We start from the raw sequence: 26,313 nt of genomic DNA on the forward strand, positions 1-26,313 counted from the left end.
AGCGAAAGAAAATTATGAATTTAGATCAGAATATTTATTCCAAAGAATCTGTAAAAGCAAGAATGCTGCAGAATGCCACTAAAGTATGGGGACTCAGAAGTCCGCAGTCTTTAGATCCTTTTGTAAAACTATTGATAGATGCATTCAGTACAGAAGTTTTTAAAGCGAATAATGAAATACAAACGGTGAATGCCCGTATATTGGAAAAACTGGCAAAACTTCTTACACCGTCCATTTATACACATCCTATCCCTGCTCATTCTGTGGCTTTTACACAGCCTTATGATTCTTCTGAAGTTTTATTGGAACACACAGAATTCTTTTTCCGTAAACAGATGACTTCTACGGTAAAATCAGAATCAGATAAGCAGTTGAATATTCCTTTTACTCCGGTAGGAAATGTAAGAATCAATAAAGTTCACACATCCATTATGTTTGTAGGGAATACCTGCTACAGTATTGATGACCGGTTTAATAAAATTCCGATTGCAAGATTTCAGGGAAGACCTGAAGATTACAGGAAAATTACAATAGGAGTAGATGTCAGCAAATATATCAGTGAAAACTTTCCAAAATACCTGAGTATATTCTGCTCCAATCCGGCTTTTGAACATCTTGATTTTGTGTATAAATTATTGCCATATATCACGGTGACCAGCAATGGAAATCCTTTATTTGTAAGAGAAGGATTAAGTTATCTTTCAGAAAGTCATAATGATGGCTATGAACAGATGTTCAAAGAGCAGTCTATTAGAAATAAGGTGATTGAAGACATTAAAAGTATTTACCGTCATAAATTTATTGAAGTAACAGGGATTTCTCAAAGTCTGTTCTCAGAACCTGGACAGCTTCCTCAGAATCTTGACTTTTTATCAGAAAAAGAAGAAATTACAAAGTTCCTCGATAATAAAAAATATTTGTGGCTTACTTTTGAATTTCCACCACAGTTTTCAGCGGAAATCCTTGATAACTTTTCCTTTGTACTAAATGCTTTTCCGATCTACAACAGAGGCTGGAAAAAAACAGAATACAGCCTTGATATCATGGGGAATAATATTCCTTTGGTAACAGACGAAGGAGAACACTTCCTGTATGTAGATGAGGTACAGGATGGTGACGGAAGAAAATACACTGAAATACCTTTCACCCCGGCCGATGACCTTAAAAAAGGATTGTATACCGTAAGAAAAGGAGGAATGGAGCGTTTCACAAGCAGGAATGCCGTTGATATGATTGCTAACGTTCTGGAACTTACGAGAGATGAAATTGCAGCATTTTCCCTTTTAAACAGAGATAATGTGAAAGGAGTTCTCAGTGAAATGTCCGATAAGATGAAATCCATGGTACAGAAAGTAAATAATGCCAAAAGGAATATCAGGCAGGAACTGAACTATGTAATCATGGAGCCGGTAGAAAAAACCGATCATACTTATGCTTCTTTCTGGGTAACACACTGTACTTTGGCCAATCATATGCGTCCGGGAACCGAGCTTTCCAACCAGTTGAAATCACAAACTGTTATATTGCTTTCCGAAACATTGGGTGGAGCTGAAGAGCAGAAAGGAACAGACAGCATTCAGGCATATAAATATGCTTTAACGACAAGGGATAAAATAATTTCTTTGGAAGACGTTAAAAACTACTGCCGCATGATTCTGAAAGATGAGGTAAGAGAAGTAAGGGTGAGAAGAGGAACAATGATCAGCAATAAACCTAAAGAAGGTTTTGTAAGAACCGTTGAGGTAGAAATCATTCCTCAGAACTATTCTTTCTATGGAAGGGCCTATTGGGAAAACATGGCAAACATCATTAGAAATCAAATTATTTCTAAAGCCATTGACGGAATTGAATATATTGTAAGAATAAACAACGAAGACATTGATTTTCAGGACATGTAAAGTTCTTGTAAATAAATGAGTAACCGTTTAAAATATAAAATGCCGTACCATTACGGCATTTTTACTATGTCATTATGAGGATCAAAATCACAATGACAAAATTTTCATCCCTGAAAAAACAGCCATACAAAGAATCAATTGAATGAAAAAAATATCACTCTTAATACTGCTTCTCCTTTTCGGTCTTCCATTAAAAAGTCAAACGACTAAGGATTTAAGAAATAAAATCAATGAAATAATTTCTACAAAAAAGGCAACTGTTGGCATATCTTTAAAAGGAATAGAAGATAAAGATACCCTCAGTATCAATGGAAATAAAGAAACACCGATGATGAGTGTTTTTAAATTCCATATTGCACTTGCTGTTTTACATCAGGTAGATAAAGGAAAGCTAAAGTTAGATCAAAAATTCTTTATTAAAAAAGAAGCTTTACTCCCTGAAACCTGGAGCCCGATGAGAGATGAATATCCTCAAGGAAATATCTACCTCACTTTGGATCAGTTGTTAAGGTATACCGTTTCCCACAGTGATAACAATGGCTGTGACATCCTGTTGAATATCATTGGCGGAACAGAGGTTGTTCAGAAATTTATCAATCAGCAGGGGATCAAAGATTTTACCATAAAACTGAATGAGCAGGAAATGTCATCCTTTGATAAATACTACATTAACACAACAACTCCTCTGGCAACCACAGAACTTATAGAAAAATTCTATAAAGGAAAAGTTCTTAAGAAAGAAACTACAAAATATTTGTACCAGGTAATGGTAGAAACCTCAAGAGGACTTACTTGGATGAAGGCAGGTTTGCCGATAGGTACAGAATTAGCCCATCGCACCGGAATTTCCGGGAGAAATGAAAATAATCTACGCGCTGCTATGAATGATGTAGGAATCATAAAACTTCCCAATGGGAAACATGTTATCCTATCTGTTTATTTGAAAAATATCAATGAAGAAATGGCTGATACCGAAAAAATCATTGCAGACATCAGCCGTACAGTCTGGGAATACTATGTACAGAAATGATATTTTTGTTAAATGGGCTAAAGCCCGTTCCTATCGATAAATAAGTCTTTATTCATGTTTTACAAAAAGAATATATTCATATGACTTTAGCCAAAACTTACTGATCAACAGTATAAATATTATTTCCATAAAATTTCATGCGATCTAAGCTTAAATACTTTTAAAGCCTTTATCCATACCCAACAAGCCCAAAGTATTTTTTATGAAACTTTTATAGCTTTTATATTCAAAAAAATTCTATAAAATTTCGTATTTTTGCACGTTGTGATTTTCAGGCAAAATTACTCCAAATTATGAGCAAATCAACAGAATATATAGAAGTTTACGGAGCACGTGAACACAACCTGAAAAATATTAATGTAAAAATTCCACGTAATGAATTGGTCGTTATCACCGGTCTTTCAGGAAGTGGAAAGTCTTCATTGGCTTTTGACACTATTTTTGCAGAAGGCCAGCGTCGTTATATCGAGACCTTTTCCGCCTATGCACGTCAGTTTTTAGGGGGATTGGAACGTCCTGATGTTGATAAAATTGAAGGACTTTCACCGGTTATTGCCATCGAGCAGAAGACGACCAACAAAAACCCTCGTTCTACGGTGGGAACGGTTACAGAGCTGTACGACTTTCTGCGTCTTTTGTATGCGAGAGTTTCGGATGCGTACTCTTTGTCTACAGGACAAAAGTTGGTAAGCTATACCGAAGATCAGATTCTTGAAACCATCAAAGGAAATTATAAAAAAGAAAAAATCATGCTTTTGGCGCCCGTAGTGCGTTCCAGAAAAGGACATTATCATGAACTCTTTGTACAGATGGCCAAAAAAGGCTACGGACAGGCAAGAATTGATGGTGCGCTGCAGGATATTGAATATGATTTAAAACTTGACCGTTACAAAACCCACGATATCGATATTGTGATCGACCGTTGGATTATCGGGGAAAATGCTTCAGAAAGCAGAATGGAAAAATCATTGCGTACAGCGATGGAAATGGGAGAGGGAATTATTGGAATTCAGAAACTGGGAGCTACAGAGATCGAATACTTTTCCAAAAACCTGATGGATGCAGAAACAGGACATTCTTTGGCCCTGCCGGAACCTAATACTTTCTCATTCAACTCTCCGAAAGGAAGCTGCCCGAACTGTAAAGGATTGGGAATGATCAAAAAGATCAATACCGATTACTTTATTGATAACCCAAAACTATCTATCAATCAGGGTGGATTGTTACCTTTGGAAGATATCAAGTCTAACAAATGGATTCTTTCACAGATCAAAAATATTCTTGAAATCTTTGGATTAGGATTAACAACGTCACTGAAAGATATTCCTGAAGAAGCATTGGATTATATCTACAACGGATGCCACAAAGAATTCAATAAAGATCTTAAATATGCAGGTATTACCAAGAAAATAAAGATTGGTTTTGACGGATTGATTGCTTTCATGGAAGAAATTATCGATGAAAGAGAATCTTATGAAGCGATTTTGCTTGAAAGACACTTCACTACAGAAGAAATCTGTCCGGAATGTCATGGAACCCGCCTTCAGCCTTCAAGTTTAAGCTTTAAAATAGATGGAAAAAATATTGCTGAGGTCAATGCTTTAAGCTTATCTGACTTAAAAGAATGGTTAGCTGACGTTAAAGATAAATTCTCAGAAAAAAATAAAATCATTGCTCACGAGATCCTAAAAGAAATTGAAACCAGACTTCAGTTTTTACTGGATGTAGGTTTGGATTATTTAAGTCTGAGCAGAAGTTCAAAAACCCTTTCAGGAGGGGAATCCCAGAGAATACGACTGGCTACACAGATCGGTTCTCAGCTGGTGAATGTATTGTATATCCTTGATGAACCGAGTATCGGACTTCACCAGAGAGATAACGAAAGGCTGATTCATTCCCTGAAAAACCTTAGAGACATCGGAAACTCCGTATTGGTGGTGGAGCATGATAAAGACATGATTATGGAAGCCGATGAGGTACTGGATATTGGTCCAAAAGCCGGTAAATTCGGTGGTGAGATCCTTTGGCAGGGAAAACCAAAAGACTTGTTGAAAGCAGATACCATTACTGCTCAGTATATTAATGGAAAAAGAAAAATAGAAATTCCTGCAGAAAGAAGAGCAGGAAACGGTAAAAATATTGTTTTAAAAGGGGCTACAGGAAATAATCTTAAAAATGTAACCCTGGATGTTCCTCTTGGAAAACTGGTAGTCGTAACCGGAATTTCAGGAAGTGGAAAATCTTCCCTGATTAATGGAACGTTATACCCGATCCTTAACAAACACTTCTACAGAGCAGTTCAGGAGCCTTTGCCATACAAAAAAATCGAAGGGTTAGATAATATTGATAAAATTGTAGACGTAGACCAAACCCCGATCGGAAGAACACCCCGTTCGAACCCAGCTACCTATACCGGAATGTTTACTGATATCAGAAACCTTTTTGCCGAACTGCCGGAAAGTAAGATCCGTGGTTATAAGCCGGGAAGATTCTCTTTCAACGTAAAAGGTGGAAGATGCGAAACCTGCCAGGGGGGAGGATTGAAAGTCATTGAAATGAATTTCCTTCCGGATGTATACGTACACTGCGAAACCTGCAACGGAAAACGTTTCAACAGAGAAACCCTGGAAGTTCGTTATAAAGGAAAATCAATTTCTGATGTATTGGATATGACGATTGATGAAGCGGTAGATTTCTTCCAGCCGATTCCTAAGATTTTTGCGAAAGTAAAAACATTACAGGATGTAGGGCTGGGGTATATTACCCTGGGACAGCAGTCAACGACGCTTTCAGGAGGAGAAGCTCAACGTATCAAGTTAGCAACTGAACTGTCAAAAAGACAAACAGGAAATACCCTTTATATTCTTGATGAACCAACCACAGGATTACATTTTGAAGATGTAAAAATTCTGATGGATGCCATCAACCAATTGGTAGAACTTGGAAACTCATTCATTATCATCGAACATAATATGGATGTAATCAAATTAGCCGATCACGTTATAGATGTTGGTCCGGAAGGAGGAAAATATGGAGGAGAAATTATTGCTAAAGGAACTCCTGAAGAAATTGTGAAGTCTAAGAAGAGTCTGACCGGGAAGTTCTTGAAGAGGGAATTGGAATAAACATTCGTAAAAATTATCCAGCATTTTGATCTGCTGAAATACTTATAGAATAATAAGAACTGATAAAAAAGGCTAAACCTATATAGTTTAGCCTTTTTTTATGCCTAAAATTTGCTCCCAATATTAAATTTTCAATTATTTTTAAAATTTATAACACTGTAAATCAATAAATTATATTTCAATGTTAACTCAATGTTAACTCAATGTGAAATTAATATGAATTATTTTTAATAACTTTGGGTAAGAGATACAAAATAAGGTTAGTATAATATTTAAAACCAGTTAGTTATGAAAAATAGAATTCAAATATTGTTCGCTTCACTTTTCGTTTGCGGAATTGCTGCCGTTTTGAACACTGCCAACGCCCAAACTACAGATCATAATACGATTGAGCCTATTCAACTGAGTAAAAGTGAAACTTTCAGTGATATAAGAAATAAATTGGAAGCTAATTTTGATCTTACGAATCCTGATTATAAGCAGGGAACCGTAAATTCAGTAGTGAAATTTGATATTGCCAAGAACGGCAAAATTGTGAATGTTCATTCTACAGGAGATTGCAAAACAGTAAGTAAAGAAATTGAAATGGTGTTGAGCGACCTTGATTATAGAGTAGATCAAAAAAAACTGACTGATAACATGGTTGCTTACACGTATGTAATGCCTGTGACAGTTGAGATCCATAGCAGATAATAGGTTTTCATATTATTCAATAATGTGTGAATAATGAAAGCTTATCAGATTAAGTTGTAAGACAGAATAAACAGATCTATTTTAATTTTGCCCTACCATAAAATTAAAACGATATGAAAAATCTAAAGAAACTGGCTAAGTCAGATTTGAAGTCCGTGTACGGAGGAGAACCAAAAAAATACTGTACGTTTTGTGAATGGGCAAATAAAGTAATTTGCAGTGATGTTCCAATCGTTCAGTGTCCTTAAAAAAAATCAAGCCGCTTTTATAAGCGGCTTTTCTATTATTTTGTACTTTGAACAAATTCTGTTAATCTTGCTTTAAGACCCTTAGAATTTCCTATTGTATCAAAAATAACATTATCTATTTTCCATCCTTTCTCTGTATTGATCAGGTGTACCGTATCGATCCATGTTACTTTTGGTGACGACATATTGTACTCAAATTCTACTTGGGCATCAGCAGTTTTATCTTGTATCTTGACAGATTTAATTTTATAAGCTGTAAATCCTTCATATAAACTGGAGAACATAGCGCCTTCAAAAATTAATGGCTTCTCATCAGGATGATCACTGTTTTTCACCTTTTCAATATCTGCTTTTGATGCATGAATAGCATTTTCTAATGTTTCCTTTAAATCCTTTGAAAACAAACTAGCCGGAATAGGTTGATTGTAAACGGCTTCATTAGACTTGCCATACTTTGAGTAAAGTTCATTCACTTTCATACGCACAGCATTATCAGAAGAAATATCTGTTGCAGGCTTTTTCTTTTCACAAGCCACAAAAAACAGAAGGATACCCAGATAGAAAAATAATTGTTTTTTCATTTTAAAATTATGATTTTATGAAGATAGTCAAATCTCATACCAATAGAAATACAATTTATTTTACCTTTAGATACCATAAACTTTCAATAATTAATTGGCAGCCAGTAACCAATCAACGCCCGTAAATACATTTTCCGTCAACACATCAATACAATAACAAAAAATCAATACATTTGAGTAGATATAAAAATTGTGGATCCTATACTTAACGTTGCAGTTCGTTCTCTCTGTGTTTACCTTTTCATGGTAATTGCTATTCGTTTATTTGGTAAAAATCAGCTCTCTCAGCTCAATGCAGGAGATGTTGTATTGTTGCTGTTGATCTCAAATGCTGTGCAGAATGCCATGGTGGGTCCCGATACATCACTGCAGGGCGGTATTATTGCGGCACTTGTTTTGTTTGCTGCTAATTTTATTTTAAAAAGGCTGATGTTTTCAAGCCGTTCTTTTCAGACTTTTATGGAAGATGAGCCTATCATTCTTATCAGGGATGGAGTAGCAGATCAGGCAGCTCTGAACCGGGTAAAGATTACTGAAAGTGAACTGGAAGAAGCTATAAGAGAACATGGGATTGAAAAGATCAGTAATGTAAAACTGTCTGTTCTGGAAGTTGACGGCAATATTAGTGTTGTTTCTGAAGACGAGAAAAGCAGGCAGACTCATTATGCGAGAATCAAAAGAAAAATGAAAAGAAAATACCATTAAATACGATGAATTACGAATTAAGAGAAATGCTTCCCAGTGACGAAGCCAGAGTACTGGAAATTTTCCGTCAGGGAATAGATGGTGGAATTGCAACTTTGGAAACAGAAGTTCCTTCAGCTGAAGCCTGGAGTATGGAATATTTCAACGACTGCCGATGGGTTTTGGAAAATGAAAATAATGAAGTGGTGGGATGGTGTGCCTTAAAACCTGTGAGCAAAAGAGAGTGTTTTAAAGGAGTTGCAGAAGTAAGCATTTATTTTGATAAAGAATACCAAGGCAAGGGATTGGGTTCTGTGCTGCTTAAAAAGATAATTTTGGACAGCGAGGACCATGGATTCTGGACATTACAGACCAATCTCTTCTCCGAAAATGAAATGGCAATCAAATCTCATCAGAAAAATGGCTTTAGAACGGTGGGAGTCCGCAAAAAGATAGGAAAGCTTAATGATGAGTGGAAAGACCTTGTTATGATGGAAAAGAGAAGCGAGATTATTTAGAAGAAAATTGAACGGTTAAAATTAATCGTTCATCTATTTTCAACTTTGAACCTTGGCACCAACCTTGTTATATTTCACTAACGAAATTGAAAAAGTGGAAATAATGAAAAGTATGTTTAAAATTGCTGGGGTAGGTATCGTTCTGCTAATGCTGTCATCTTGCGTGGTGAGTGAGCCTTATGGAAGAAGAATGCCACCCGGACATGCAAAAAGGTATTATGGGGGAAGTGCAAGATATTATGCACCAGGCCATGTAAAGAAAGTATATATTTATGACGATCGCGGTTATCATCACAGAGGCCGGGGTCATGGACATCACAGATAAAAAATAAAGCACTGAATTTTTCAGTGCTTTATTTTTTTATAATCTCGTTTTCTTTGGATTTAGGAAAGTGTTGAAGATCATAACCTCCTGTCCAAATTTTTTATCAATGATTTCAGAAATGTTTAAAAGTTCACTTTTAATGAAATCTTCCCTCAGTCCATCATTATCAAATATTAATAAAAGATTGTAATTCTTACCATCTTCAATAAAATCACTGTGTACCTCAGAAAGGATATATTTGTCTACATCCATCAGGTTTTCTGTCATTAAAACCAGTGTTTCATCAATATAATTTTCCCATTCTTCTAGGTTATCTTTCGTACAGTGGAAAGTTATACTTAATACGCTCATATTTTTATGAATTTTTAAGATTTTTTGGATAAATTCTACAGCAAAAATCGGCATTTTTTTCGTAAATTAGCCCGTTAATAAAAATCGGAAATAAATAATTTTCAGACTTACAGCTAAAGGTCTGACTATCATTATAATAAAATTTGTTTATGCAAAAAGAAGGAGAAAGACTGATTCCTATCAACATTGTTGATGAAATGAAGTCGTCTTATATCGATTATTCGATGTCCGTTATCGTTTCAAGAGCGTTACCGGATGTAAGAGACGGCTTGAAACCTGTTCATAGAAGAGTACTTTATGGTATGTATGGACTAGGGGTGTTTTCTAATAGAAAATATTTAAAATCTGCGAGAATTGTTGGGGATGTTTTGGGTAAATATCACCCGCACGGAGATTCCTCTGTTTATGATGCAATGGTAAGGATGGCCCAGAACTGGAGCTTACGTTATCCTCAGGTAGACGGGCAGGGTAACTTCGGTTCAATGGATGGTGACCCGCCTGCAGCAATGCGTTATACTGAAGCAAGATTGAAAAAAATCTCTGATGAGATTCTTTCAGACCTAGACAAAGAAACGGTAGATTTCCAGAATAACTTTGACGACAGTTTACAGGAACCAACAGTAATGCCTACTAAAGTTCCGAACCTTTTGGTGAACGGTACTTCAGGTATTGCAGTAGGGATGGCAACCAATATGGCGCCGCACAACTTGTCAGAATCTATAGATGCAATCTGCGCTTATATCGATAATAGAGAAATTACGATCGATGAATTGATGCAGCATATTATTGCTCCGGATTTCCCTACAGGGGGGATCATCTATGGATATGATGGGGTAAGAGATGCATTCCATACAGGAAGAGGAAGAGTTGTTTTAAGAGCTAAAGTTAACTTTGATGAAATCGGAAACAGAAACGCTATTATCGTTACTGAAATCCCTTATCAGGTGAACAAAGCTGAAATGATTGCCAGAACAGCAGAACTTGTTAAAGATGAGAAAATCCCTGGTATCTACGAGATCAGAGATGAATCGGACAGAAATGGACTTCGCGTTGTATATGAATTGAAAAATGACGCGATCCCGAATGTTGTTCTTAACCTATTATATAAATATACAGCGCTTCAGACCTCTTTCAGTGTGAACAATATTGCACTGGTACACGGAAGACCGGAGCAGCTGAACCTTAAAGATATCATTCATCACTTTGTAGAGCACAGACATGAGGTCATCGTAAGAAGAACGAAGTATGAGCTTAAAAAAGCGAAAGAAAGAGCTCATATCCTTGAAGGGTTCATGAAGGTGATCGGAACGCAGGATTCTTTAGATAGAGCAATTTCTATTATCCGTCACAGTGCAAATCCTCAGGCTGCAAAAGAAGGCTTAATTGAGGCGTTTGAACTTTCTGACATCCAGGCTCAGGCGATTCTTGATCTTAGATTGGCTCGTTTGACAGGAATGGAGCTTGATAAGATCCGTGATGAATACGATGCAATCATGAGTGAGATTGCCAATTTGGAAGATATCTTAGCGAATGAGCCAAGAAGATTCCAGATCATTAAAGAAGAATTGGTCGAAATCAAAGAAAAATACGGAGACGAAAGAAGAACTGAAATTGATTATTCAGGAGGAGAAATGTCTATCGAAGATATTATCCCGAACGAATCTGTAGTTCTTACAATCTCTCACGCAGGATATGTTAAGAGAACTTCACTTTCAGAATATAAAGTCCAAAGTAGAGGTGGTGTAGGAAATAAAGCGGCAACAACAAGAGATTCTGATTTCCTTGAATATATTGTTTCTGCAACCAACCACCAGTATATGCTATTCTTTACAGAAAAGGAAGATGTTACTGGTTAAGAGTATTTGAAATTCCTGAAGGCTCCAGAACAGCAAAAGGAAGAGCAGTACAAAACCTTATCAACATAGAACCGGATGATAAGATTAAAGCATATATCAGAACCAACAACCTGAAGGATTCAGAATATGTAAATCAAATGAGTGTGGTGATGGTTACCAAAAATGGTACAATCAAGAAAACTTCATTAGAAGCATATTCAAGACCAAGAGTAAATGGTGTAAATGCAATTGAAATCAGAGATAATGACCAATTATTAGGAGCTTACCTTACCAATGGAACATCTCAGATCATGATCGCTACTAAAAATGGTAAATGTATCCGTTTCCCTGAAGAAAAAGTAAGAGAAGTAGGTAGAGGATCTATCGGGGTAAGAGGTATTGCGATGGAAGACAATGACGAAGCTATTGGTATGATTGTTGTGAACGATGTTGAGAACGAAACAGTACTTGTAGTATCTGAAAAAGGATACGGAAAAAGAACTGCAGTAGAAGACTACAGAATTACCAACAGAGGAGGAAAAGGAGTTATTACCCTGAACATTACCGAAAAAACAGGAAATCTTATTGCGATTCAAAACGTAACAGACGAAGACGGATTGATGATTATCAACAAATCCGGTGTTGCTATCAGAATGGGAATGGACGAAATGAGAGTAATGGGTAGAAATACTCAGGGAGTAAAAATGATCAATCTTAAGAAAAATGACGAAATTGCAGCCATTGCAAAAGTAGCAATGGATAAAGATGTAGAGGAAGATTCTGAAGAGATTGAAGGAGCTGAAGAAACAGAAGAAGGAATAGGATCGCTATTTGATAACCAGGAAAACAATGAGGAACCTCAGGCTGAAAATGAAAATCAGACAGAGGGAAATGAGAATGATTCTGAAGAATAAATTGTACAATTAATATAAAATAGTTATTATGAAGAAACTAATTTTAGGAATGGCTATCGTAGCGTCAGCTTTTGCTTTCGGACAGAAAAAAGATGCCGCTGCTTTGAATGCCCAGCTTCAGGAAGCTAATAAGGTTGCTATGGATGCATACAATGCAAAAAACTATGCAGCTGCAGCACCTAAGTTTATAGAAGTTTATGACTTATTGAAGTCTAGTGGTCAGGACAATAAAATATATATGTATTATGCAGGACTGAGTCATGCGTTAGCTAACAACAGTGATCAATCCATCAAAATATATACAGACCTTGTTAATTCTGGATTTACAGGAGTAGAAACTACTTATACTGCAAAAGAAAAGAAAACCGGCAATGTAATACCTTTAGATAAAGCGACTTGGGAGCTTATGAAGAAGAACGCTGATTATTCTGATTTCAAAACAGAACAGTCAAAAAGTATAGAACCGGATTTATATGAAACTTTGGCTTCATTACTTCTTAATGCAAAGAAAGGACCTGAAGCTCTTACTGTTATCGAAAAAGGGTTGGTAAAATTCCCAAACAGTGCTAAACTAAAAGAAGCGCAGACTACAGCATATCTTCAGTCAGGAAACACAGATAAATTTGTTTCAGGATTGAAAGAACAGTTGGCTAAGAACCCAAATGATCCAACAAACTGGTATAACCTTGGAGTAATGCAGGCTAAAAATCCAGCTACTGCGAATGATGCTATAGCATCTTTCAAAAAAGCAATCGAGCTTAAGCCTGATTTTTCTGATGCATATCAAAACTTAGTGTATACTACTATTGGTGATGATTCTAAAGTAGTAGGAGAGATCAATGCATTGAGAAAAGACAAGCCGGATGAAGCTTCCAAATTGATCGACGCAAGAAGAGAAAGATTTGGTAAAGCATTACCATATGCTGAAGGGTGGTACAAAGCAAATCCAAAGAGCATTGATGCGGTTTCTGCATTAAAAGAAATTTATGTAGTAACTAAAAACATTGAAAAAGTTAAAGAAATGAAAGCTAAAGAATCTGAACTAAGTGCAGCTGCCAAGTAATCATTGATAACTCAAAAATAAAAAGCCGGAACATTTACTGTTTCGGCTTTTATTTTTTAAACAAAATATCACTCTGAAACTACTTTTTACCCAATATTTATACCCTAAAATTGGCCATTCAAAATTTCTCTTCCTTATTGAAATGATGGGTGAATTTCACCTTTAGAATTTCTCTGTAATTCCGTATCTTTGAGAAAAATTTTTATAAGATGATCGAGTGGAAAACCGCCAAGGAATACGAAGATATTACCTATAAAAAATCTAACGGAGTAGCAAGAATTGCTTTCAACAGACCGGAAGTACGCAACGCTTTCAGACCCAAAACAACTTCAGAATTATACGATGCTTTTTACGATGCCTATGAAGATCCTTCAATAGGAGTGGTATTGCTTTCAGGAGAAGGACCAAGCCACAAAGATAATGGATGGGCATTTTGCAGTGGTGGAGACCAGAAAGCAAGAGGACACCAGGGATATGTAGGAGAAGACGGAAGACACCGTTTGAATATTCTTGAAGTTCAGCGTCTTATCCGTTTCATGCCGAAAGTGGTTATTGCAGTTGTTCCGGGATGGGCAGTTGGTGGAGGACACTCTCTTCATGTTGTATGTGATCTGACCTTAGCAAGTGAAGAACATGCTATTTTTAAGCAGACAGATGCTGACGTTACAAGTTTCGATGGAGGATACGGTTCTGCTTATCTTGCTAAAATGGTAGGTCAGAAAAAAGCCCGTGAAATCTTCTTTTTAGGAAGAAACTATTCCGCTAAAGAAGCTTACGAAATGGGAATGGTAAACAAAGTGGTTCCTCATGCAGAATTAGAAGATACAGCATACGAATGGGCTCAGGAAATATTGGCTAAATCTCCAACTTCTATCAGAATGCTGAAGTTTGCCATGAACCTTACAGACGATGGGATGGTAGGACAGCAGGTTTTTGCAGGAGAAGCAACCCGTTTGGCATATATGACAGAAGAAGCTCAGGAAGGAAGAAACGCATTCCTTGAAAAAAGAAAGCCCAACTTCGGAGAAGATCAATGGATATCTTAAAAATATAACTGATCATTGATAGATGATGATTGATGTCATCATTTATCAATGATCGCTTATCAATGATAAATATATGACTGATTGGATAAAAGCCGCAAGGCTAAGAACTTTACCGCTTTCATTAAGCGGAATTATTATGGGAGCTTTCATTGCAAAATGGAGACTTTACGGAGAAGGAGGAACCTGGGATTGGAAGATTTTTGCGCTCGCCCTTCTGGTAACACTTCTATACCAGATTTTATCAAATTATGCCAATGATTACGGTGACGGAATAAAAGGTACCGATGCCAAAAGAATCAATGAAGCGGAAGCAAGAGCGGTAGCATCAGGAAAAATTACGGCAAAACAAATGAAAAATGCAGTGATTCTTTTCTCAGCCTTATCTTTCATTGCTACCATTGCTTTATTGTATGTTGCTTTCATTCCAAATTATATGAATGAATTCTATATCTTCATAGGATTAGGAGTAGCATGTATTCTGGCGGCTATTGGATATACAGTAGGTAAAAAACCTTATGGATACATGGGATTGGGAGATATCTTCGTATTTATCTTCTTTGGACTTGTTTCTGTATGTGGAAGCTACTTCCTGTTTACAAAAACTTTCAGCTGGGATATGTTATTACCCGGAACAGCAGTAGGAATGATGAGTATGGCTGTTCTGAACCTTAACAATATGAGAGATATTGAAAGCGATAAATTATCTGGAAAAAATAGCTTTGCATTGAGAATTGGATTCAGAAATGCAATGATCTATGAAATGGTTCTATTACAGCTTCCCTTATTACTGATTCTTGTATTTTTAGGAATAAATGGATTTATGCAGGAGCAAAATTATTATGTTTTCATCGTAATGATCCTGTTGATCCCATTATCAAAATTAAGAAGAAAGATTTTATCGGTGAAAGAACCGAAAGAATTAGATCAGTATTTAAAGCAGGTAGGGATCCTGACGTTTGTGATGGCAATCCTTACAGCAGCCGGACTGAATTTATTTAACTAAATCTAAAATATTACACCATGAGTTCTACGATCTATGTTGAAGCTCAAATGCTTATCAGAAAACCGATTGAAGATGTTTTTGAAGCATTTATCAATCCTGAAGTAACCACTAATTTCTGGTTTACAAAATCTACCGGGAAATTAGAGGAAGGTAAGACCGTTACCTGGGAATGGGAAATGTACGGAGTAAAAAATGCCGTAAAAGTACATCAGATTATTCCTAATCAGCTGATAAAAACAGAATGGGGAGAGCCTTCGACAAACGTAGACTATGAATTCAAAACCATGGAGAAGGGGACTCTTGTTGTGATTAAAAGCTACGGATTCAGCCAGACTGGCGAAGATCTGTTAAAAGTAATTAACGACAATACAGGTGGTTTTACGACTGTTTTAGATGGTTGCAAAGCCTATCTGGAACATGGGATCAATCTCAGACTGATTGAGGATAAATTCCCATCGAAATAATAAATTAAAGAAAACACAGATGGCACGAATGCTTTCACAAATGTCACGACTCTCATTGTGCTATTTGTGAAATTATTTGAGTCATTTGTGTTTAATAATAATTGAAATTAAATTTAAAATGAAAATACAATTCTTAGGGCAAAATTGTTTCTTGTTTACATACAAAGACAAGACTATTTTGAGTGACCCTTTCTACAATTACAAAAAAACGGAATCAGGGTTTGATATTTCCGCGCAAAAAATCGATTATATTCTGTTGACTCACGCACATGGTGATCATATTGCAGATGTAGGAGAAGTATTGCAGCATTATCCGGAAGCTACCATCATTGGAGTTCCTGAAGTATGTGCGTATTTCACGCAGGCTAAAAATAGAGACGATGTGAACTTAGGAGGGTCGGCAAAAATCGACGATCTTAAAATTTCCATGGTTCCGGCTCACCATACAAGTTCTTTCCCTGATGGAAGCTATGGAGGTGTTCCTGTAGGATATATTTTCAGATTACCTGAAGGTAAAAATATTTATTTGGCAGGAGATACAGGAGTAATGGCAGATATGGAGCTTTTTCCAAGACTATACGGAAATCTGGACCTTTCTATACTTCCCATCGGAAGCCACTACACAATGTGCCCTAGAAAAGCTTCTTTTGCAGCAGCAGAGCTGTTGAAAACACCGAAAGTAATCGGATGTCACTTTGATACTTTCCCTGCAATTGAAATCAATCACGAAAGTGCATTAAAGCATTTTGCAGATAAAAATGTAGAACTTGTTTTACCAAAACTAGGCGAGACGTTCGAATTTTAATCAATAAAGGGATCGGAAGTAATCTGAAAATTAGAAAAATGAAAATGATGCGTAAGGTATTAAAAACAAAAAAAGATAATTATCAAATTACCTCTCTTCTCACTTTAAACCAAAAAAAAATGGCAAGCTACCTAAATCACACCGCTACGACCAATTACCTTTGCTGTGTTCCCACCCTGGAGGATTCTCAGGAGCTGGTTGTTTAGGACTTGCCGTTGCAAAGGTAGGAATATTTTATAAACTTCAAAACTTTATTAGAAAAAATTAGTCGAAAAAATGCAGTGGTAAAGCTAAGCCCTTGACATTTAGAGAGAAAATTTTTCAACTTTTTTCTAAAAATTTAAACATGACGAAAAGTCCATCAACACTAGGAATTATACTTTTTATCGCTACAATGATCGTTTTCTTTGTAGTGTATACATTTTTTTCAGGAATCAATTATTTTGATATCTCTTTGAAAGCCAATGCTTTTGTGCTGCCTCTTTTGTATGCAGGTGCTGCTTTCTGGTCTGTAAAATCACATTGGAACAACCATAGAGTGGTAAAATTCAAAGATGCTTTCAAAAGAGCATTTGTTCCGATGTTTGTCGGAGGAATTCTTTCCATCTTCAGTATTTATGCTTTTTTAAACTTTGTAGATCCGGCTGCTAAAAAACTCTTGAACTACCAATATGTTCAAAGACAAAAATCAGAATTGGATACAGAATATACTTCTGCAAGAAAAATTATGAAGCATCAGAAAGATATTGATGAGCTGGATCAGAAGTACAAAGAAAGAGTACAAAGCTTCACTCCTGAGGCGGTTAAAGGAAAAGATATGCTTACCGCAAGCCATTTTTCAGGATATTTTGCAGCAATTCTTATATTTTACGTAGTTTTGTCGGTGTTTTTCGGAGCATTTTTCAGAACAAGAACGATACATCAGCCCGAAGAAACAAATCAAGAATAATTTTTATTAAAATTAAATGAATTTATCTATAGTTATTCCGTTACTGAACGAAGAAGACTCTCTGGAAGAGCTTTTTTCAAGAATTGATAAAGTATGCACAACCAGCAGTTTATCTTATGAAATCTGGTTTGTAGACGATGGTAGTACGGATTTGTCGTGGAGCATTATTGAGAATATGAAAGTACAGCATCCTCAGATCCACGCTATTAAATTTTCCAGAAATTATGGAAAATCACAGGCGCTTCATGCAGCCTTTGAAAGAACAAACGGTGATGTAGTCATTACCATGGATGCCGATTTACAGGATTTCCCTGAAGAAATTCCGGAACTGTATAATATGGTGATTCATGATAATTATGATATCGTTTCCGGTTGGAAAAAGAAGCGCTTTGATAATGTAATGACGAAAAATATTCCGTCAAAACTATTCAATGCAGCAGCGAGAAAGGTTTCAGGAGTTTATCTTCATGATTTCAACTGTGGTTTGAAAGCGTACAAAAGACAGGTTGTAAAATCTGTTGATGTATACGGAGATATGCACCGTTATATTCCGGTATTGGCTGCCAATGCAGGTTTCAGAAGAATTACTGAAAAAGAAGTACAGCACCAGGCAAGACCTTACGGAACTTCAAAATTTGGAACCGAGAGATTTGTCAGAGGGTTCCTGGATTTGATAACCCTTTGGTTTGTAAGTCGTTTCGGGGGAAGGCCAATGCATTTCTTCGGAGCAGTAGGAACCTTAATGTTTATTGTCGGTTTTCTTTCAGCACTTTGGTTAGGTATTTCCAAACTGATTGATGTTGCCAGAGGAGTATACGGACATTTAATAACCAATAATCCTTGGTTCTATATCGCCTTAACAATGATGATTATGGGAAGTCTTCTGTTTGTAGCAGGATTCTTAGGAGAAATGATCATCAGAACAAACCGCGAGCACAAGAATTATAATATTGATGAAGTGATATAACTTAAACACTAATGACGCTAATGCTTCACAAATGACACTATTTATGTTTGTGATATTGGTGTGTAAAATTAGTGAATTTAGTGGTTTTAACTAGAATGGTATTAGATCACAACTAATTATGTTATAATAACTTCAATTTCAATAAATAAAAAGCACTCTGTCAGCAGAGTGCTTTTTTGTAATTTTTATAAAAACTTTTAATCCGAATGTTCAAACTCAAACCAATTCTTTTTTATTTTCTTTTGTTTTTAACGGCTTCTTGTTCGTCTAATAAAATTTCAGGTTCCTGGGAGTTTGTTGACATTTACGAGGGAGAAATTCTTAGCACAGATACGTTGAAAAGTAAAACAAACAATTCCAGATATGGGAAAGGAGTTTTAACTTTTTACAAGGATAAAACTTTCAGTTCAATGGGGAGTAGCGGGACTTACCAGATAGATTATAATCTGTTGAAAATGAAATATAATGATAATGAAAATGTAACTCCCATGAAAATTTCCAGTGTAAGTAAAAATTATTTGCTTTTATTTTCAATGGCAGGTAGTCCTAAAACATGGTTTTATAAAAAAGTAAAAGAAAAGCCAAATAAGAAATAGTCTTTTCCTGAAAAGCCAAAAATTGAAAATTATCAGGTATTTTATTGTCAAAAGACAAAGATTTTTAGAAATTTTAATCCTATTTTTGTTCAACATAATATTGAAAGTTCTGTGAGAGACGTGAAAAAACTTTCTAAGAATTTCAATAAATATCGTTGCAATTGTAATAAAGAATATTTAAAATTACATATGAAAAAAGTTTTATACACATTGATGCTGGTGGCAGTAGTTTCCTGTGGAAAAGTTTCTCCAAAAGGAAATATTGAAAAGAAAGATGTGGATGTATCAGAATTCGTAAACCTTGATCTGGAAGGGAAATTTCGTGTTTTCTATGCCAGAGGACCTAAGAATTTTGTTGAAATAGAAACCTATCCAAATGTGGCGAGCAATCTGGATGTTGATGTAAAAGACAAAACACTTTTTATTAAAGAAAAAAGAGGGACAAAGGGAGTAGATTTCTATAATGTGACCATTTATTCAAAATATAACCTGGAAAAAGTAGCAGTTGCAGACTCTGTAGAAGTGAATATTTCTAGCGAAATTAAAACCGATAATTTCAGGCTTACCATGAAAAATAATGCAAGTTTCATGGGGTCTGTCAACACCAGAAGAGCAGAATTGGAAATGCACAACAGAAGCCGAGCGAACTTCCTGGGAATGTCCAAAGATGCTGTTATAAAAATCTCAGATACAGCAAGTTTAATTGCTCCTTACTGGAAAATTACCAACCTGAATATCGATTCCAAAAACGGGAATTATGCAGAGGTGAATGTAAAAGATTCTTTGAAAGGGCATGTTCAGAACACTGCAAAATTTATCTATTATAACGATCCAATCAGAGCGTTTAAAATTGATAAGACAACGAAAGTTGAGAATAAGAAATTAGAATAATTTGGCTGGAAGCCAGAAGCTAGAGGATGGGAGAAATATTAGTTTTCATACCTTTTGTTTTCAAAATTAGAAATTTGCTTCCAACAAAATTGATAAAATAAAATAATATAAAAATAAAATAAAGCCGGAATTTTGAAACTAGGCACGATATAACTTCTAGCCTCCAGCTTCCTTCTTCCAGCTTAAAAAACTTAGACATAAATATGAATACACTAGAAAAAGCGAAACTTTGGTTAAGTGATACCTTCGATAAAGAAACGAGAGATGCTGTACAGACATTAATCGACAGCAATTCCCCTGATCTGGAAGATTCTTTCTACAGAGAGCTGGAATTCGGGACAGGAGGAATGCGTGGAATAATGGGAGTAGGAACCAACCGCTTGAATAAATATACATTAGGACAGGCTACACAAGGATTGGCGAACTATATGCTGCAGCAGTTCAAAGGAGAAGAGATCAAAGTAGCTATTGCTTATGATGTTCGTCACAACTCAAAAGAATTTGGAAAACTGGTAGCGGATGTTTTGACAGCCAATGGAATCAAAGTATTGCTTTTCAAAGATCACAGACCAACTCCGGAATTGTCTTTCACAGTTCGTGATAAAAAATGTAACGGAGGAATTGTATTAACGGCTTCTCACAACCCGCCGGAATACAACGGTTATAAAGTATATTGGAATGACGGGGCACAAATTGTTCCGCCTAATGATGAAGCGATTATCAATGAAGTATATTCTGTAAAATTTGAAGAAATTAAATTCAACGGAAATGATGATCTGATCGAATGGATCGGAGAGGAGCAGGATGATGTTTATATCGATGCTTGTCTTGAAAACTCTACCTATCAGAATGTTGGAAAAGAAAATTTAAATATTGTTTTCACATCCATCCACGGGACAACCTATACTACTATTCCGAAAGCGTTGGAAAAAGCAGGGTTCAAAAAAGTAGATCTTGTAAGAGAACAGATGATCCCAAGCGGAAATTTCCCAACAGTAGACTCTCCAAACCCGGAAGAGCCTGCAGCATTGGAAATGGCAATGGATCTGGCAAGAATTACCAACGCAGATATCGTTATTGGTACAGACCCGGATGGGGACAGATTAGGTATTGCGGTAAGAAATCTTGATGGTGAAATGCAGTTGTTGAATGGTAACCAAACCAATACCATCCTTACTTACTACATTCTGAACGAATGGAGAAAGCAGGGAAGAATTACAGGAAAAGAATTTATCGGTTCTACGATCGTAACTTCGGATATCTTCTTTGATATTGCCCAGAAATTCGGCGTAGAATATAAAGCAGGTCTTACCGGATTCAAATGGATTGGAAAAATGATCCGTGAAGCAGAAGGAACACAGAAATTTGTGTGCGGTGGTGAGGAAAGTTTCGGATTTATGACCGGAGATTTTGTTCGTGATAAAGACTCTTGTGGAAGTATCCTTTTAGCTTGCGAAATTGCAGCTTGGTGCAAAGCCAACGGAAGAACAATGTATCAGTATATGATCGAGATCTATGAAGACCTTGGAATGTATTATGAAGGATTGATAAACATTGTAAGAAAAGGAAAAGAAGGTGCTGAAGAAATTCAGGAAATGATGAGAAACTTCCGTGAGAATCCACCAAAAGAATTGGCAGGTTCATTAGTAGAAGAAGTGAAGGATTTCAAAGAACAGACAAGTCTTACCATTTCTACGAACGAGAAAAAAGTAATGAACGATATTCCGAAGTCTAACGTATTGATCTATTACACACAAGATGGAACGAAAGTATGTGTAAGACCTTCCGGAACAGAGCCAAAAATTAAGTTTTATGTTTCAGTGAAGGATTCCGTTACTTCAGAAGCTGATTTCAGAGATAAATTAAAATCATTGGAAGCTAAAATCGGAGCCGTTAAAACAGATTTGAAACTGGACTAACTCTCTGAAAATAGCAGATGATCAAAAAAATAATAGCAGTTTGCTTGCTATCTGCAGCTGTAGTTTCCTGTAAAAAGGAAGCTGCAGTTTCGGAAGTAAAACCGGTAAACGATTCGATTGCTCAAACAGAATCCAAAGAAGATCTGTACAAGCCCATAGACACAGCTTGTTCATCCACCAATAAAACGGAGGATTATGTCACATCTCTTCAATGGTACCGTACCAAAATCGACAAAGAGATGGCTGGAAACAGTCCGGAACAGAATGACAAAGTATACGAGGATTATATAAAAATAAGAGGTAAGTATACAGAATGTCTGATGAACCTTCATAGCAACGTTTTGGATAAATATGTGAATTATTATAATTATGATAAGGATCAGTACAATCTTCCGGACAATGTTAAAAAAATAGCTTCAGAACTGAAAAAAGCAGGTCTTGAATTTAGGGAAGTAGGAGAAGGAATGACCGAAATATGGACCATTCCAGGATATTATTCTTCTATTTTTAAAAATAAAGTGACTCCGGATTATGAAGCCTATATTTCAAAGACCGACAAAGAAAGTGAAACCAATTATGCAGCGGATGCAGGATTGATAATTTCCTGGGAACAGCTGGGAGACAGGCTTATGTTCTGGGAAAATTTTATGAATAAATATCCTAAGAGCAAGCTGATAAAAACAGTAAAACAGGATTATAACTACTACCTGTCCGATTATCTTTTAGGAATGGATAACACACCCACCTACGAAAGAGAGCAGGACAATGGAACCGGAAAACTAAACGATGAAAACAGAGCGGAATTCAACAGGATAATCAAGAAATATCCGAATTCTAATACCGCAAAAAAAGCAAAAGAAGTAATCTCCCTTTTTGATGCACAAACGCCGGTAGACCAAATAGATGAGAGAATTAATGGAGAGCGATAATAATAGTAAATTTTAAATAAGAAAAAAGTGAAAGTTTCAAAATTAGCAGCGAACCTGATCGGTTCTGAAATTGTAAAAATTGGTAACGAAGTAAATGATCTAAAAGCAAAGGGAGCAGAAATTGCCAATCTTACTATTGGTGATCTGAATTCTAATATCTATCCTATTCCGGCATTGCTGAAGGAAGAGATTCAGAAAGCATATCAGAATAATCTGACGAACTATCCTCCTGCAAATGGACTTTTATCTTTAAGAAAAGAAGTTTCCAAAGACCTTAAAAAAAGATGGAACCTGGACTATTCTCCTGAAGATATCCTGATCACTGCAGGATCAAGACCATTGATCTATGCTGTATACAAAACCATCGTAGACGAAGGAGATAAAGTGATATATCCTACACCATCATGGAATAACAATCACTATGCTTACCTTACTTCAGCCAACGCTGTAGAAGTAAAAACAAAACCAGAAACCAATTTCCTTCCAACTGCAGATGATTTGAGACCTCATTTGGATGGAGCTGTATTATTAGCATTGTGTTCACCATTGAACCCTACAGGAACAATGTTTACAAAAGAACAACTTTCAGAGATCTGCGAACTGGTAATCGCTGAAAACAAAAAAAGAGGAGAAGATGAAAAACCGTTATACCTTATGTATGACCAGATCTATTCTAACCTTACTTTTGGTGCTGAGCATGTAGATCCCGTATCACTTTTCCCTGAATTGAAAGATTATACGATCTATATCGATGGTATTTCTAAGTGCCTTGCTGCAACAGGAGTACGTGTAGGTTGGGGATTCGGTCCTGCTCATATCCTTGATAAAATGAAGGCGCTTCTTACCCACGTTGGAGCTTGGGCACCGAAACCGGAACAGGAAGCAACAGCTAAATTTTATGAAAATCCAGAAAATGTAGATATTTTCGTTGACGATTTTAAAGCTAAACTTGAAGAAAGCTTAAAAGTTCTTCACAACGGAGTTCAGGATTTAAGAGGAAAAGGACTTTCAGTAGACAGTATTGAGCCGATGGGAGCCCTTTATCTTACCATCAAATTAGACTATATCGGAAAAACAAAACCAGATGGAGGAGTCATTGAAAACTCTTCAGATCTTGTATTCTACCTGATCAATGAAGCAGGAGTGGCTTTAGTACCATTCTCAGCCTTCGGAGAAGACAAATCTGAACCTTGGTTCCGTGCTTCTGTAGGAGGATTGGCTGTTGATGAGATCAAAGTAATGCTTCCGAAACTGGAAAGCGCTTTAAACAAATTAAAGTAATCTTTACATAAAATAAATGCTTCGACTCTGTTCGGCATGACATTGTTAAAATAAGCACTGTGTCACGCTGAATGGAGTCGAAGATTTTTTTATATACAATTTTTTAGAGAACAAGTATGTTAACTAAACACATCAGATTACAGTATTTAATATGAAAAAATTAAATAAATATTAAAAATTAAATAAATATTTTGTAGGAAACTCAGCTAGGAACTAACTTTGGACTTTTACACACACCTAAATATAATAAAGTCGAAAATTACACGATGAGAAAACTGAGATTTCTACTCTTACCAGTTTCAATACTGGTATGCTCACAAGAGGTTGATACACTGAAGGTAAAAGAACTCCCAAAGGAAGTTGATTTACCAAAAGTACAGACCTACACCTTAAAAGACGGTTCTGTCAGAACTTACCCCAAGCCCAAATTATTTGATTTTGTAACCAAATTACCCAGAAACTTTATCAATACAAATAAAGATTTCGTAGCCAAAGATCATGCTTATTACCTGGGAGGAGCCGTTGCAAGTACCTTGATTCTTTTGCCATTTGACCAAAAACTAATTGATAATTCAAGAGAGTTGGGAGAAAGATGGGGAATGGATAAAGATAATAATTACAACAAAGTAGGCGGCGTCTTTAAAATTCCTAAAGATATCGGATCTACCTTATACCTGATAGGTAATGGTTCCACACTAGTTTTGCTGGGAATTGGTTTTGGAACCTATGGTTTGATCAAAAATGACTACAGAGCACAAGCTACAGCCAGTGGCTTAATGGAGAGTTTAATTCTTTCCGGAGTTTTCACTCAAACTATTAAAAGAATTACCGGAAGAGAAAGTCCTTTTATTGCAGAGATCAACGGTAATAAAGGAGGAGCCTGGAATCCTTTTCCAAGCTTTTCAGAATTTGGCAAGAATACCTCAAATTATGATGCAATGCCATCCGGACACTTAACGACATTTATGGCGGGTATCACAGTGATTGCAGACAACTATCCGGATGCAGTATGGATAAAACCGGTGGGATATACATTAGCAGGAGCTTTATGCTTTCAGATGATGCAAAGTAAAGTTCACTGGGCTTCAGATTACCCATTAGCCTTATTAATGGGATATTTTATTGGTAAAACCATATCAAAAAGCAGATATACTTCATCAGAAGGAACGATAGGAAAAACAAAATATAATCTCAACTTTACAGCATCCCGCCAATGGGAATATAATATGGTAGGGGTAAAACTCTCTTTCTAAACTGCTGAAATCTCTGTTTTGTAGAGTAAATAAGATACTTTTCACTACATTTGATCTCAATATCAAAGAATCATTACAGCTTTTGTAAAGACTGGGATGAAACCTATTGAATTAAAGAGAATTACTTAATATTTTTATTGAATGAAAATAATCGCTGTTATTCCTGCACGTTACGAAGCAAGTCGTTTTCCTGGGAAACTAATGCAGATTTTAGGAGAAAAAACTATTATCACCACCACTTATCAGAATGTTGTAGAAACAGGACTTTTTGATGAGGTTTTTGTGGCAACAGACTCAGAAATTATTTTTGATGAAATCGTAAAAAACGGTGGAAAAGCTGTAATGACAGGACAGCATGAGACAGGAAGCGACCGTATTGCTGAAGCAGTACAGAATATAGACTGCGATATCGTGATCAATGTTCAGGGAGATGAACCTTTCCTTAAGCTGGAACCTTTACATCAACTGATTGAAGTTTTTAAACATGATGAGCAACAGGAAATTTCCTTAGCTTCTTTAAAAATACAACTGCATGAAAAAGAAGAGATTGAAAACCCTAATAATGTAAAAGTGATTACCGATAACAATGGTTTTGCTCTCTATTTCAGCCGTTCCGCAATTCCTTTTCATAGAGAAGTTTCTTATGATGTAAGCTATTTTAAACATATTGGAGTCTATGCTTTCAGAAAAGAAGCACTGTTGCAGTTTTCAAAATTGGAAATGAAACCGTTGGAAATTTCCGAAAAAATAGAATGCATCCGCTATCTTGAATATGGAATGAAAATCAAAATGATAGAAACCAATTTCGTAGGAGTAGGCATCGATACACCCGAAGATCTTGAAAAAGCCAGAAAGTTGATTTAAAAGAATGCTGAAGGTCAAAAAGCCAATTCGCTGATTGAGCCTTTCACCTTTTTTGCAATTTTACATAAATCCCCCTATATT

General features: G+C 36.1%; 24 protein-coding genes, 1 other RNA gene and 1 pseudogene. 23 read left to right on the plus strand and 3 right to left on the minus strand.

Annotation, left to right across the window (positions count from 1 at the left end; translation table 11 throughout):
- The first annotated feature begins 14 nt into the window (after positions 1 to 14).
- The 5 genes from LF886_RS12285 (at position 15) to LF886_RS12305 (ending at position 6,994) form a co-directional block, all read left to right on the plus strand.
- Positions 15 to 1,898, plus strand: a complete 1,884-nt coding sequence (locus LF886_RS12285; RefSeq protein ID WP_236849834.1) for a type VI secretion system baseplate subunit TssF — start codon at positions 15 to 17, stop codon at positions 1,896 to 1,898.
- 142 nt (positions 1,899 to 2,040) lie between these two features.
- Positions 2,041 to 2,928 (plus strand): class A beta-lactamase, subclass A2, encoded by an 888-nt coding sequence (gene bla, locus LF886_RS12290; RefSeq protein ID WP_236849835.1) that lies wholly within the window; start codon positions 2,041 to 2,043, stop codon positions 2,926 to 2,928.
- Between the two features lie 293 nt (positions 2,929 to 3,221).
- On the plus strand, positions 3,222 to 6,053 hold the full coding sequence (gene uvrA, locus LF886_RS12295) for an excinuclease ABC subunit UvrA (RefSeq protein ID WP_236849836.1): 2,832 nt from the start codon (positions 3,222 to 3,224) through the stop codon (positions 6,051 to 6,053).
- Between the two features lie 288 nt (positions 6,054 to 6,341).
- Positions 6,342 to 6,746: a hypothetical protein gene (locus tag LF886_RS12300; RefSeq protein WP_124531765.1), complete on the plus strand. Its 405-nt coding sequence runs from the start codon at positions 6,342 to 6,344 to the stop codon at positions 6,744 to 6,746.
- 113 nt (positions 6,747 to 6,859) lie between these two features.
- Positions 6,860 to 6,994: a bacteriocin-like protein gene (locus LF886_RS12305; RefSeq protein ID WP_124531763.1), complete on the plus strand. Its 135-nt coding sequence runs from the start codon at positions 6,860 to 6,862 to the stop codon at positions 6,992 to 6,994.
- Between the two features lie 35 nt (positions 6,995 to 7,029).
- On the opposite strand, the gene LF886_RS12310 is transcribed toward LF886_RS12305, so the two are convergent.
- Positions 7,030 to 7,575 carry a hypothetical protein gene (locus tag LF886_RS12310; protein WP_236849837.1) on the minus strand — a complete coding sequence of 182 codons (546 nt, stop codon included), beginning with the start codon at positions 7,573 to 7,575 and terminating at the stop codon, positions 7,030 to 7,032.
- 192 nt (positions 7,576 to 7,767) lie between these two features.
- Here LF886_RS12310 and LF886_RS12315 point away from each other — a divergent pair, with 192 nt between their 5' ends.
- The 3 genes from LF886_RS12315 to LF886_RS12325 all read left to right on the plus strand — a co-directional run bounded on the left by LF886_RS12315 (position 7,768) and on the right by LF886_RS12325 (position 9,102).
- The gene (locus LF886_RS12315; RefSeq protein ID WP_236849838.1) at positions 7,768 to 8,280 is read left to right on the plus strand and encodes a DUF421 domain-containing protein; all 513 of its coding nucleotides are present in this window, start codon (positions 7,768 to 7,770) and stop codon (positions 8,278 to 8,280) included.
- 5 nt (positions 8,281 to 8,285) lie between these two features.
- Positions 8,286 to 8,777: a GNAT family N-acetyltransferase gene (locus LF886_RS12320; protein ID WP_236849839.1), complete on the plus strand. Its 492-nt coding sequence runs from the start codon at positions 8,286 to 8,288 to the stop codon at positions 8,775 to 8,777.
- A gap of 103 nt (positions 8,778 to 8,880) precedes the next feature.
- Complete coding sequence (locus tag LF886_RS12325; protein ID WP_236849840.1) at positions 8,881 to 9,102, plus strand: hypothetical protein; 222 nt, start codon at positions 8,881 to 8,883, stop codon at positions 9,100 to 9,102.
- Positions 9,103 to 9,138: 36 nt separating this feature from the next.
- Here LF886_RS12325 and LF886_RS12330 read toward each other — a convergent pair whose 3' ends face one another.
- Positions 9,139 to 9,453: a DUF4286 family protein gene (locus LF886_RS12330; protein ID WP_165835327.1), complete on the minus strand. Its 315-nt coding sequence runs from the start codon at positions 9,451 to 9,453 to the stop codon at positions 9,139 to 9,141.
- A 149-nt stretch (positions 9,454 to 9,602) separates the two neighbouring features.
- Here LF886_RS12330 and gyrA point away from each other — a divergent pair.
- The 6 genes and pseudogenes from gyrA to LF886_RS12360 all read left to right on the plus strand — a co-directional run bounded on the left by gyrA (position 9,603) and on the right by LF886_RS12360 (position 16,583).
- Positions 9,603 to 12,202, plus strand: a pseudogene (gene gyrA, locus LF886_RS12335) (DNA gyrase subunit A).
- 28 nt (positions 12,203 to 12,230) lie between these two features.
- Complete coding sequence (locus LF886_RS12340) at positions 12,231 to 13,265, plus strand: tetratricopeptide repeat protein (RefSeq protein ID WP_236849841.1); 1,035 nt, start codon at positions 12,231 to 12,233, stop codon at positions 13,263 to 13,265.
- A 209-nt stretch (positions 13,266 to 13,474) separates the two neighbouring features.
- Positions 13,475 to 14,311, plus strand: coding sequence for a 1,4-dihydroxy-2-naphthoyl-CoA synthase (locus LF886_RS12345; RefSeq protein ID WP_236849842.1), 837 nt, complete (start codon positions 13,475 to 13,477; stop codon positions 14,309 to 14,311).
- 73 nt (positions 14,312 to 14,384) lie between these two features.
- Complete coding sequence (menA, locus tag LF886_RS12350; RefSeq protein ID WP_236849843.1) at positions 14,385 to 15,314, plus strand: 1,4-dihydroxy-2-naphthoate octaprenyltransferase; 930 nt, start codon at positions 14,385 to 14,387, stop codon at positions 15,312 to 15,314.
- A 17-nt stretch (positions 15,315 to 15,331) separates the two neighbouring features.
- The gene (locus tag LF886_RS12355) at positions 15,332 to 15,778 is read left to right on the plus strand and encodes an SRPBCC family protein (RefSeq protein ID WP_124531743.1); all 447 of its coding nucleotides are present in this window, start codon (positions 15,332 to 15,334) and stop codon (positions 15,776 to 15,778) included.
- 118 nt (positions 15,779 to 15,896) lie between these two features.
- A complete protein-coding gene (locus tag LF886_RS12360; RefSeq protein WP_236849844.1) occupies positions 15,897 to 16,583 on the plus strand; it encodes a metal-dependent hydrolase in 687 nt (228 codons plus the stop codon).
- 117 nt (positions 16,584 to 16,700) lie between these two features.
- Here the strand turns inward: LF886_RS12360 and ffs are convergent.
- Positions 16,701 to 16,798: signal recognition particle sRNA small type (gene ffs / locus LF886_RS12365), an RNA gene on the minus strand.
- Between the two features lie 131 nt (positions 16,799 to 16,929).
- Between ffs and LF886_RS12370 the strand changes: the two genes are divergently transcribed.
- The 9 genes from LF886_RS12370 (at position 16,930) to kdsB (ending at position 26,232) form a co-directional block, all read left to right on the plus strand.
- Positions 16,930 to 17,532, plus strand: a complete 603-nt coding sequence (locus LF886_RS12370) for a DUF4199 domain-containing protein (protein WP_124531741.1) — start codon at positions 16,930 to 16,932, stop codon at positions 17,530 to 17,532.
- A gap of 16 nt (positions 17,533 to 17,548) precedes the next feature.
- The gene (locus LF886_RS12375; protein ID WP_236849845.1) at positions 17,549 to 18,499 is read left to right on the plus strand and encodes a glycosyltransferase family 2 protein; all 951 of its coding nucleotides are present in this window, start codon (positions 17,549 to 17,551) and stop codon (positions 18,497 to 18,499) included.
- Positions 18,500 to 18,705: 206 nt separating this feature from the next.
- On the plus strand, positions 18,706 to 19,095 hold the full coding sequence (locus tag LF886_RS12380) for a hypothetical protein (RefSeq protein WP_236849846.1): 390 nt from the start codon (positions 18,706 to 18,708) through the stop codon (positions 19,093 to 19,095).
- Between the two features lie 189 nt (positions 19,096 to 19,284).
- Positions 19,285 to 19,986, plus strand: coding sequence for a GIN domain-containing protein (locus LF886_RS12385; protein WP_236849847.1), 702 nt, complete (start codon positions 19,285 to 19,287; stop codon positions 19,984 to 19,986).
- A 203-nt stretch (positions 19,987 to 20,189) separates the two neighbouring features.
- Entirely contained in the window at positions 20,190 to 21,905 is a 1,716-nt protein-coding gene (locus LF886_RS12390) for a phospho-sugar mutase (protein ID WP_236849848.1), read from the plus strand.
- 17 nt (positions 21,906 to 21,922) lie between these two features.
- The gene (locus tag LF886_RS12395; RefSeq protein WP_236849849.1) at positions 21,923 to 22,834 is read left to right on the plus strand and encodes a hypothetical protein; all 912 of its coding nucleotides are present in this window, start codon (positions 21,923 to 21,925) and stop codon (positions 22,832 to 22,834) included.
- 27 nt (positions 22,835 to 22,861) lie between these two features.
- Positions 22,862 to 24,115, plus strand: coding sequence for a pyridoxal phosphate-dependent aminotransferase (locus tag LF886_RS12400; protein WP_236849852.1), 1,254 nt, complete (start codon positions 22,862 to 22,864; stop codon positions 24,113 to 24,115).
- Positions 24,116 to 24,381: 266 nt separating this feature from the next.
- Positions 24,382 to 25,368 (plus strand): phosphatase PAP2 family protein, encoded by a 987-nt coding sequence (locus LF886_RS12405; RefSeq protein WP_152288873.1) that lies wholly within the window; start codon positions 24,382 to 24,384, stop codon positions 25,366 to 25,368.
- A 141-nt stretch (positions 25,369 to 25,509) separates the two neighbouring features.
- Positions 25,510 to 26,232 carry a 3-deoxy-manno-octulosonate cytidylyltransferase gene (gene kdsB, locus LF886_RS12410; protein WP_236849854.1) on the plus strand — a complete coding sequence of 241 codons (723 nt, stop codon included), beginning with the start codon at positions 25,510 to 25,512 and terminating at the stop codon, positions 26,230 to 26,232.
- The last annotated feature ends 81 nt before the right edge of the window (positions 26,233 to 26,313 follow it).

The organism is Chryseobacterium sp. MEBOG07 (assembly GCF_021869745.1).
Lineage (GTDB): Bacteria > Bacteroidota > Bacteroidia > Flavobacteriales > Weeksellaceae > Chryseobacterium > Chryseobacterium viscerum.

Bases quoted from the DNA above. Each gene is read 5' to 3' on its own strand.
- LF886_RS12340 (WP_236849841.1), top strand. From the start codon at position 12,231: ATGAAGAAACTAATTTTAGGAATGGCTATCGTAGCGTCAGCTTTTGCT.
- LF886_RS12405 (WP_152288873.1), top strand. From the start codon at position 24,382: ATGAGAAAACTGAGATTTCTACTCTTACCAGTTTCAATACTGGTATGC.
- LF886_RS12305 (WP_124531763.1), top strand. From the start codon at position 6,860: ATGAAAAATCTAAAGAAACTGGCTAAGTCAGATTTGAAGTCCGTGTAC.
- LF886_RS12375 (WP_236849845.1), top strand. From the start codon at position 17,549: ATGAATTTATCTATAGTTATTCCGTTACTGAACGAAGAAGACTCTCTG.
- kdsB (WP_236849854.1), top strand. From the start codon at position 25,510: ATGAAAATAATCGCTGTTATTCCTGCACGTTACGAAGCAAGTCGTTTT.
- LF886_RS12330 (WP_165835327.1), bottom strand. From the start codon at position 9,453: ATGAGCGTATTAAGTATAACTTTCCACTGTACGAAAGATAACCTAGAA.
- LF886_RS12395 (WP_236849849.1), top strand. From the start codon at position 21,923: ATGATCAAAAAAATAATAGCAGTTTGCTTGCTATCTGCAGCTGTAGTT.
- LF886_RS12345 (WP_236849842.1), top strand. From the start codon at position 13,475: ATGATCGAGTGGAAAACCGCCAAGGAATACGAAGATATTACCTATAAA.
- LF886_RS12380 (WP_236849846.1), top strand. From the start codon at position 18,706: ATGTTCAAACTCAAACCAATTCTTTTTTATTTTCTTTTGTTTTTAACG.
- uvrA (WP_236849836.1), top strand. From the start codon at position 3,222: ATGAGCAAATCAACAGAATATATAGAAGTTTACGGAGCACGTGAACAC.
- LF886_RS12310 (WP_236849837.1), bottom strand. From the start codon at position 7,575: ATGAAAAAACAATTATTTTTCTATCTGGGTATCCTTCTGTTTTTTGTG.
- LF886_RS12300 (WP_124531765.1), top strand. From the start codon at position 6,342: ATGAAAAATAGAATTCAAATATTGTTCGCTTCACTTTTCGTTTGCGGA.
- LF886_RS12390 (WP_236849848.1), top strand. From the start codon at position 20,190: ATGAATACACTAGAAAAAGCGAAACTTTGGTTAAGTGATACCTTCGAT.
- LF886_RS12385 (WP_236849847.1), top strand. From the start codon at position 19,285: ATGAAAAAAGTTTTATACACATTGATGCTGGTGGCAGTAGTTTCCTGT.
- LF886_RS12370 (WP_124531741.1), top strand. From the start codon at position 16,930: ATGACGAAAAGTCCATCAACACTAGGAATTATACTTTTTATCGCTACA.
- LF886_RS12325 (WP_236849840.1), top strand. From the start codon at position 8,881: ATGAAAAGTATGTTTAAAATTGCTGGGGTAGGTATCGTTCTGCTAATG.
- LF886_RS12360 (WP_236849844.1), top strand. From the start codon at position 15,897: ATGAAAATACAATTCTTAGGGCAAAATTGTTTCTTGTTTACATACAAA.
- bla (WP_236849835.1), top strand. From the start codon at position 2,041: ATGAAAAAAATATCACTCTTAATACTGCTTCTCCTTTTCGGTCTTCCA.
- LF886_RS12285 (WP_236849834.1), top strand. From the start codon at position 15: ATGAATTTAGATCAGAATATTTATTCCAAAGAATCTGTAAAAGCAAGA.
- LF886_RS12355 (WP_124531743.1), top strand. From the start codon at position 15,332: ATGAGTTCTACGATCTATGTTGAAGCTCAAATGCTTATCAGAAAACCG.
- menA (WP_236849843.1), top strand. From the start codon at position 14,385: ATGACTGATTGGATAAAAGCCGCAAGGCTAAGAACTTTACCGCTTTCA.
- LF886_RS12320 (WP_236849839.1), top strand. From the start codon at position 8,286: ATGAATTACGAATTAAGAGAAATGCTTCCCAGTGACGAAGCCAGAGTA.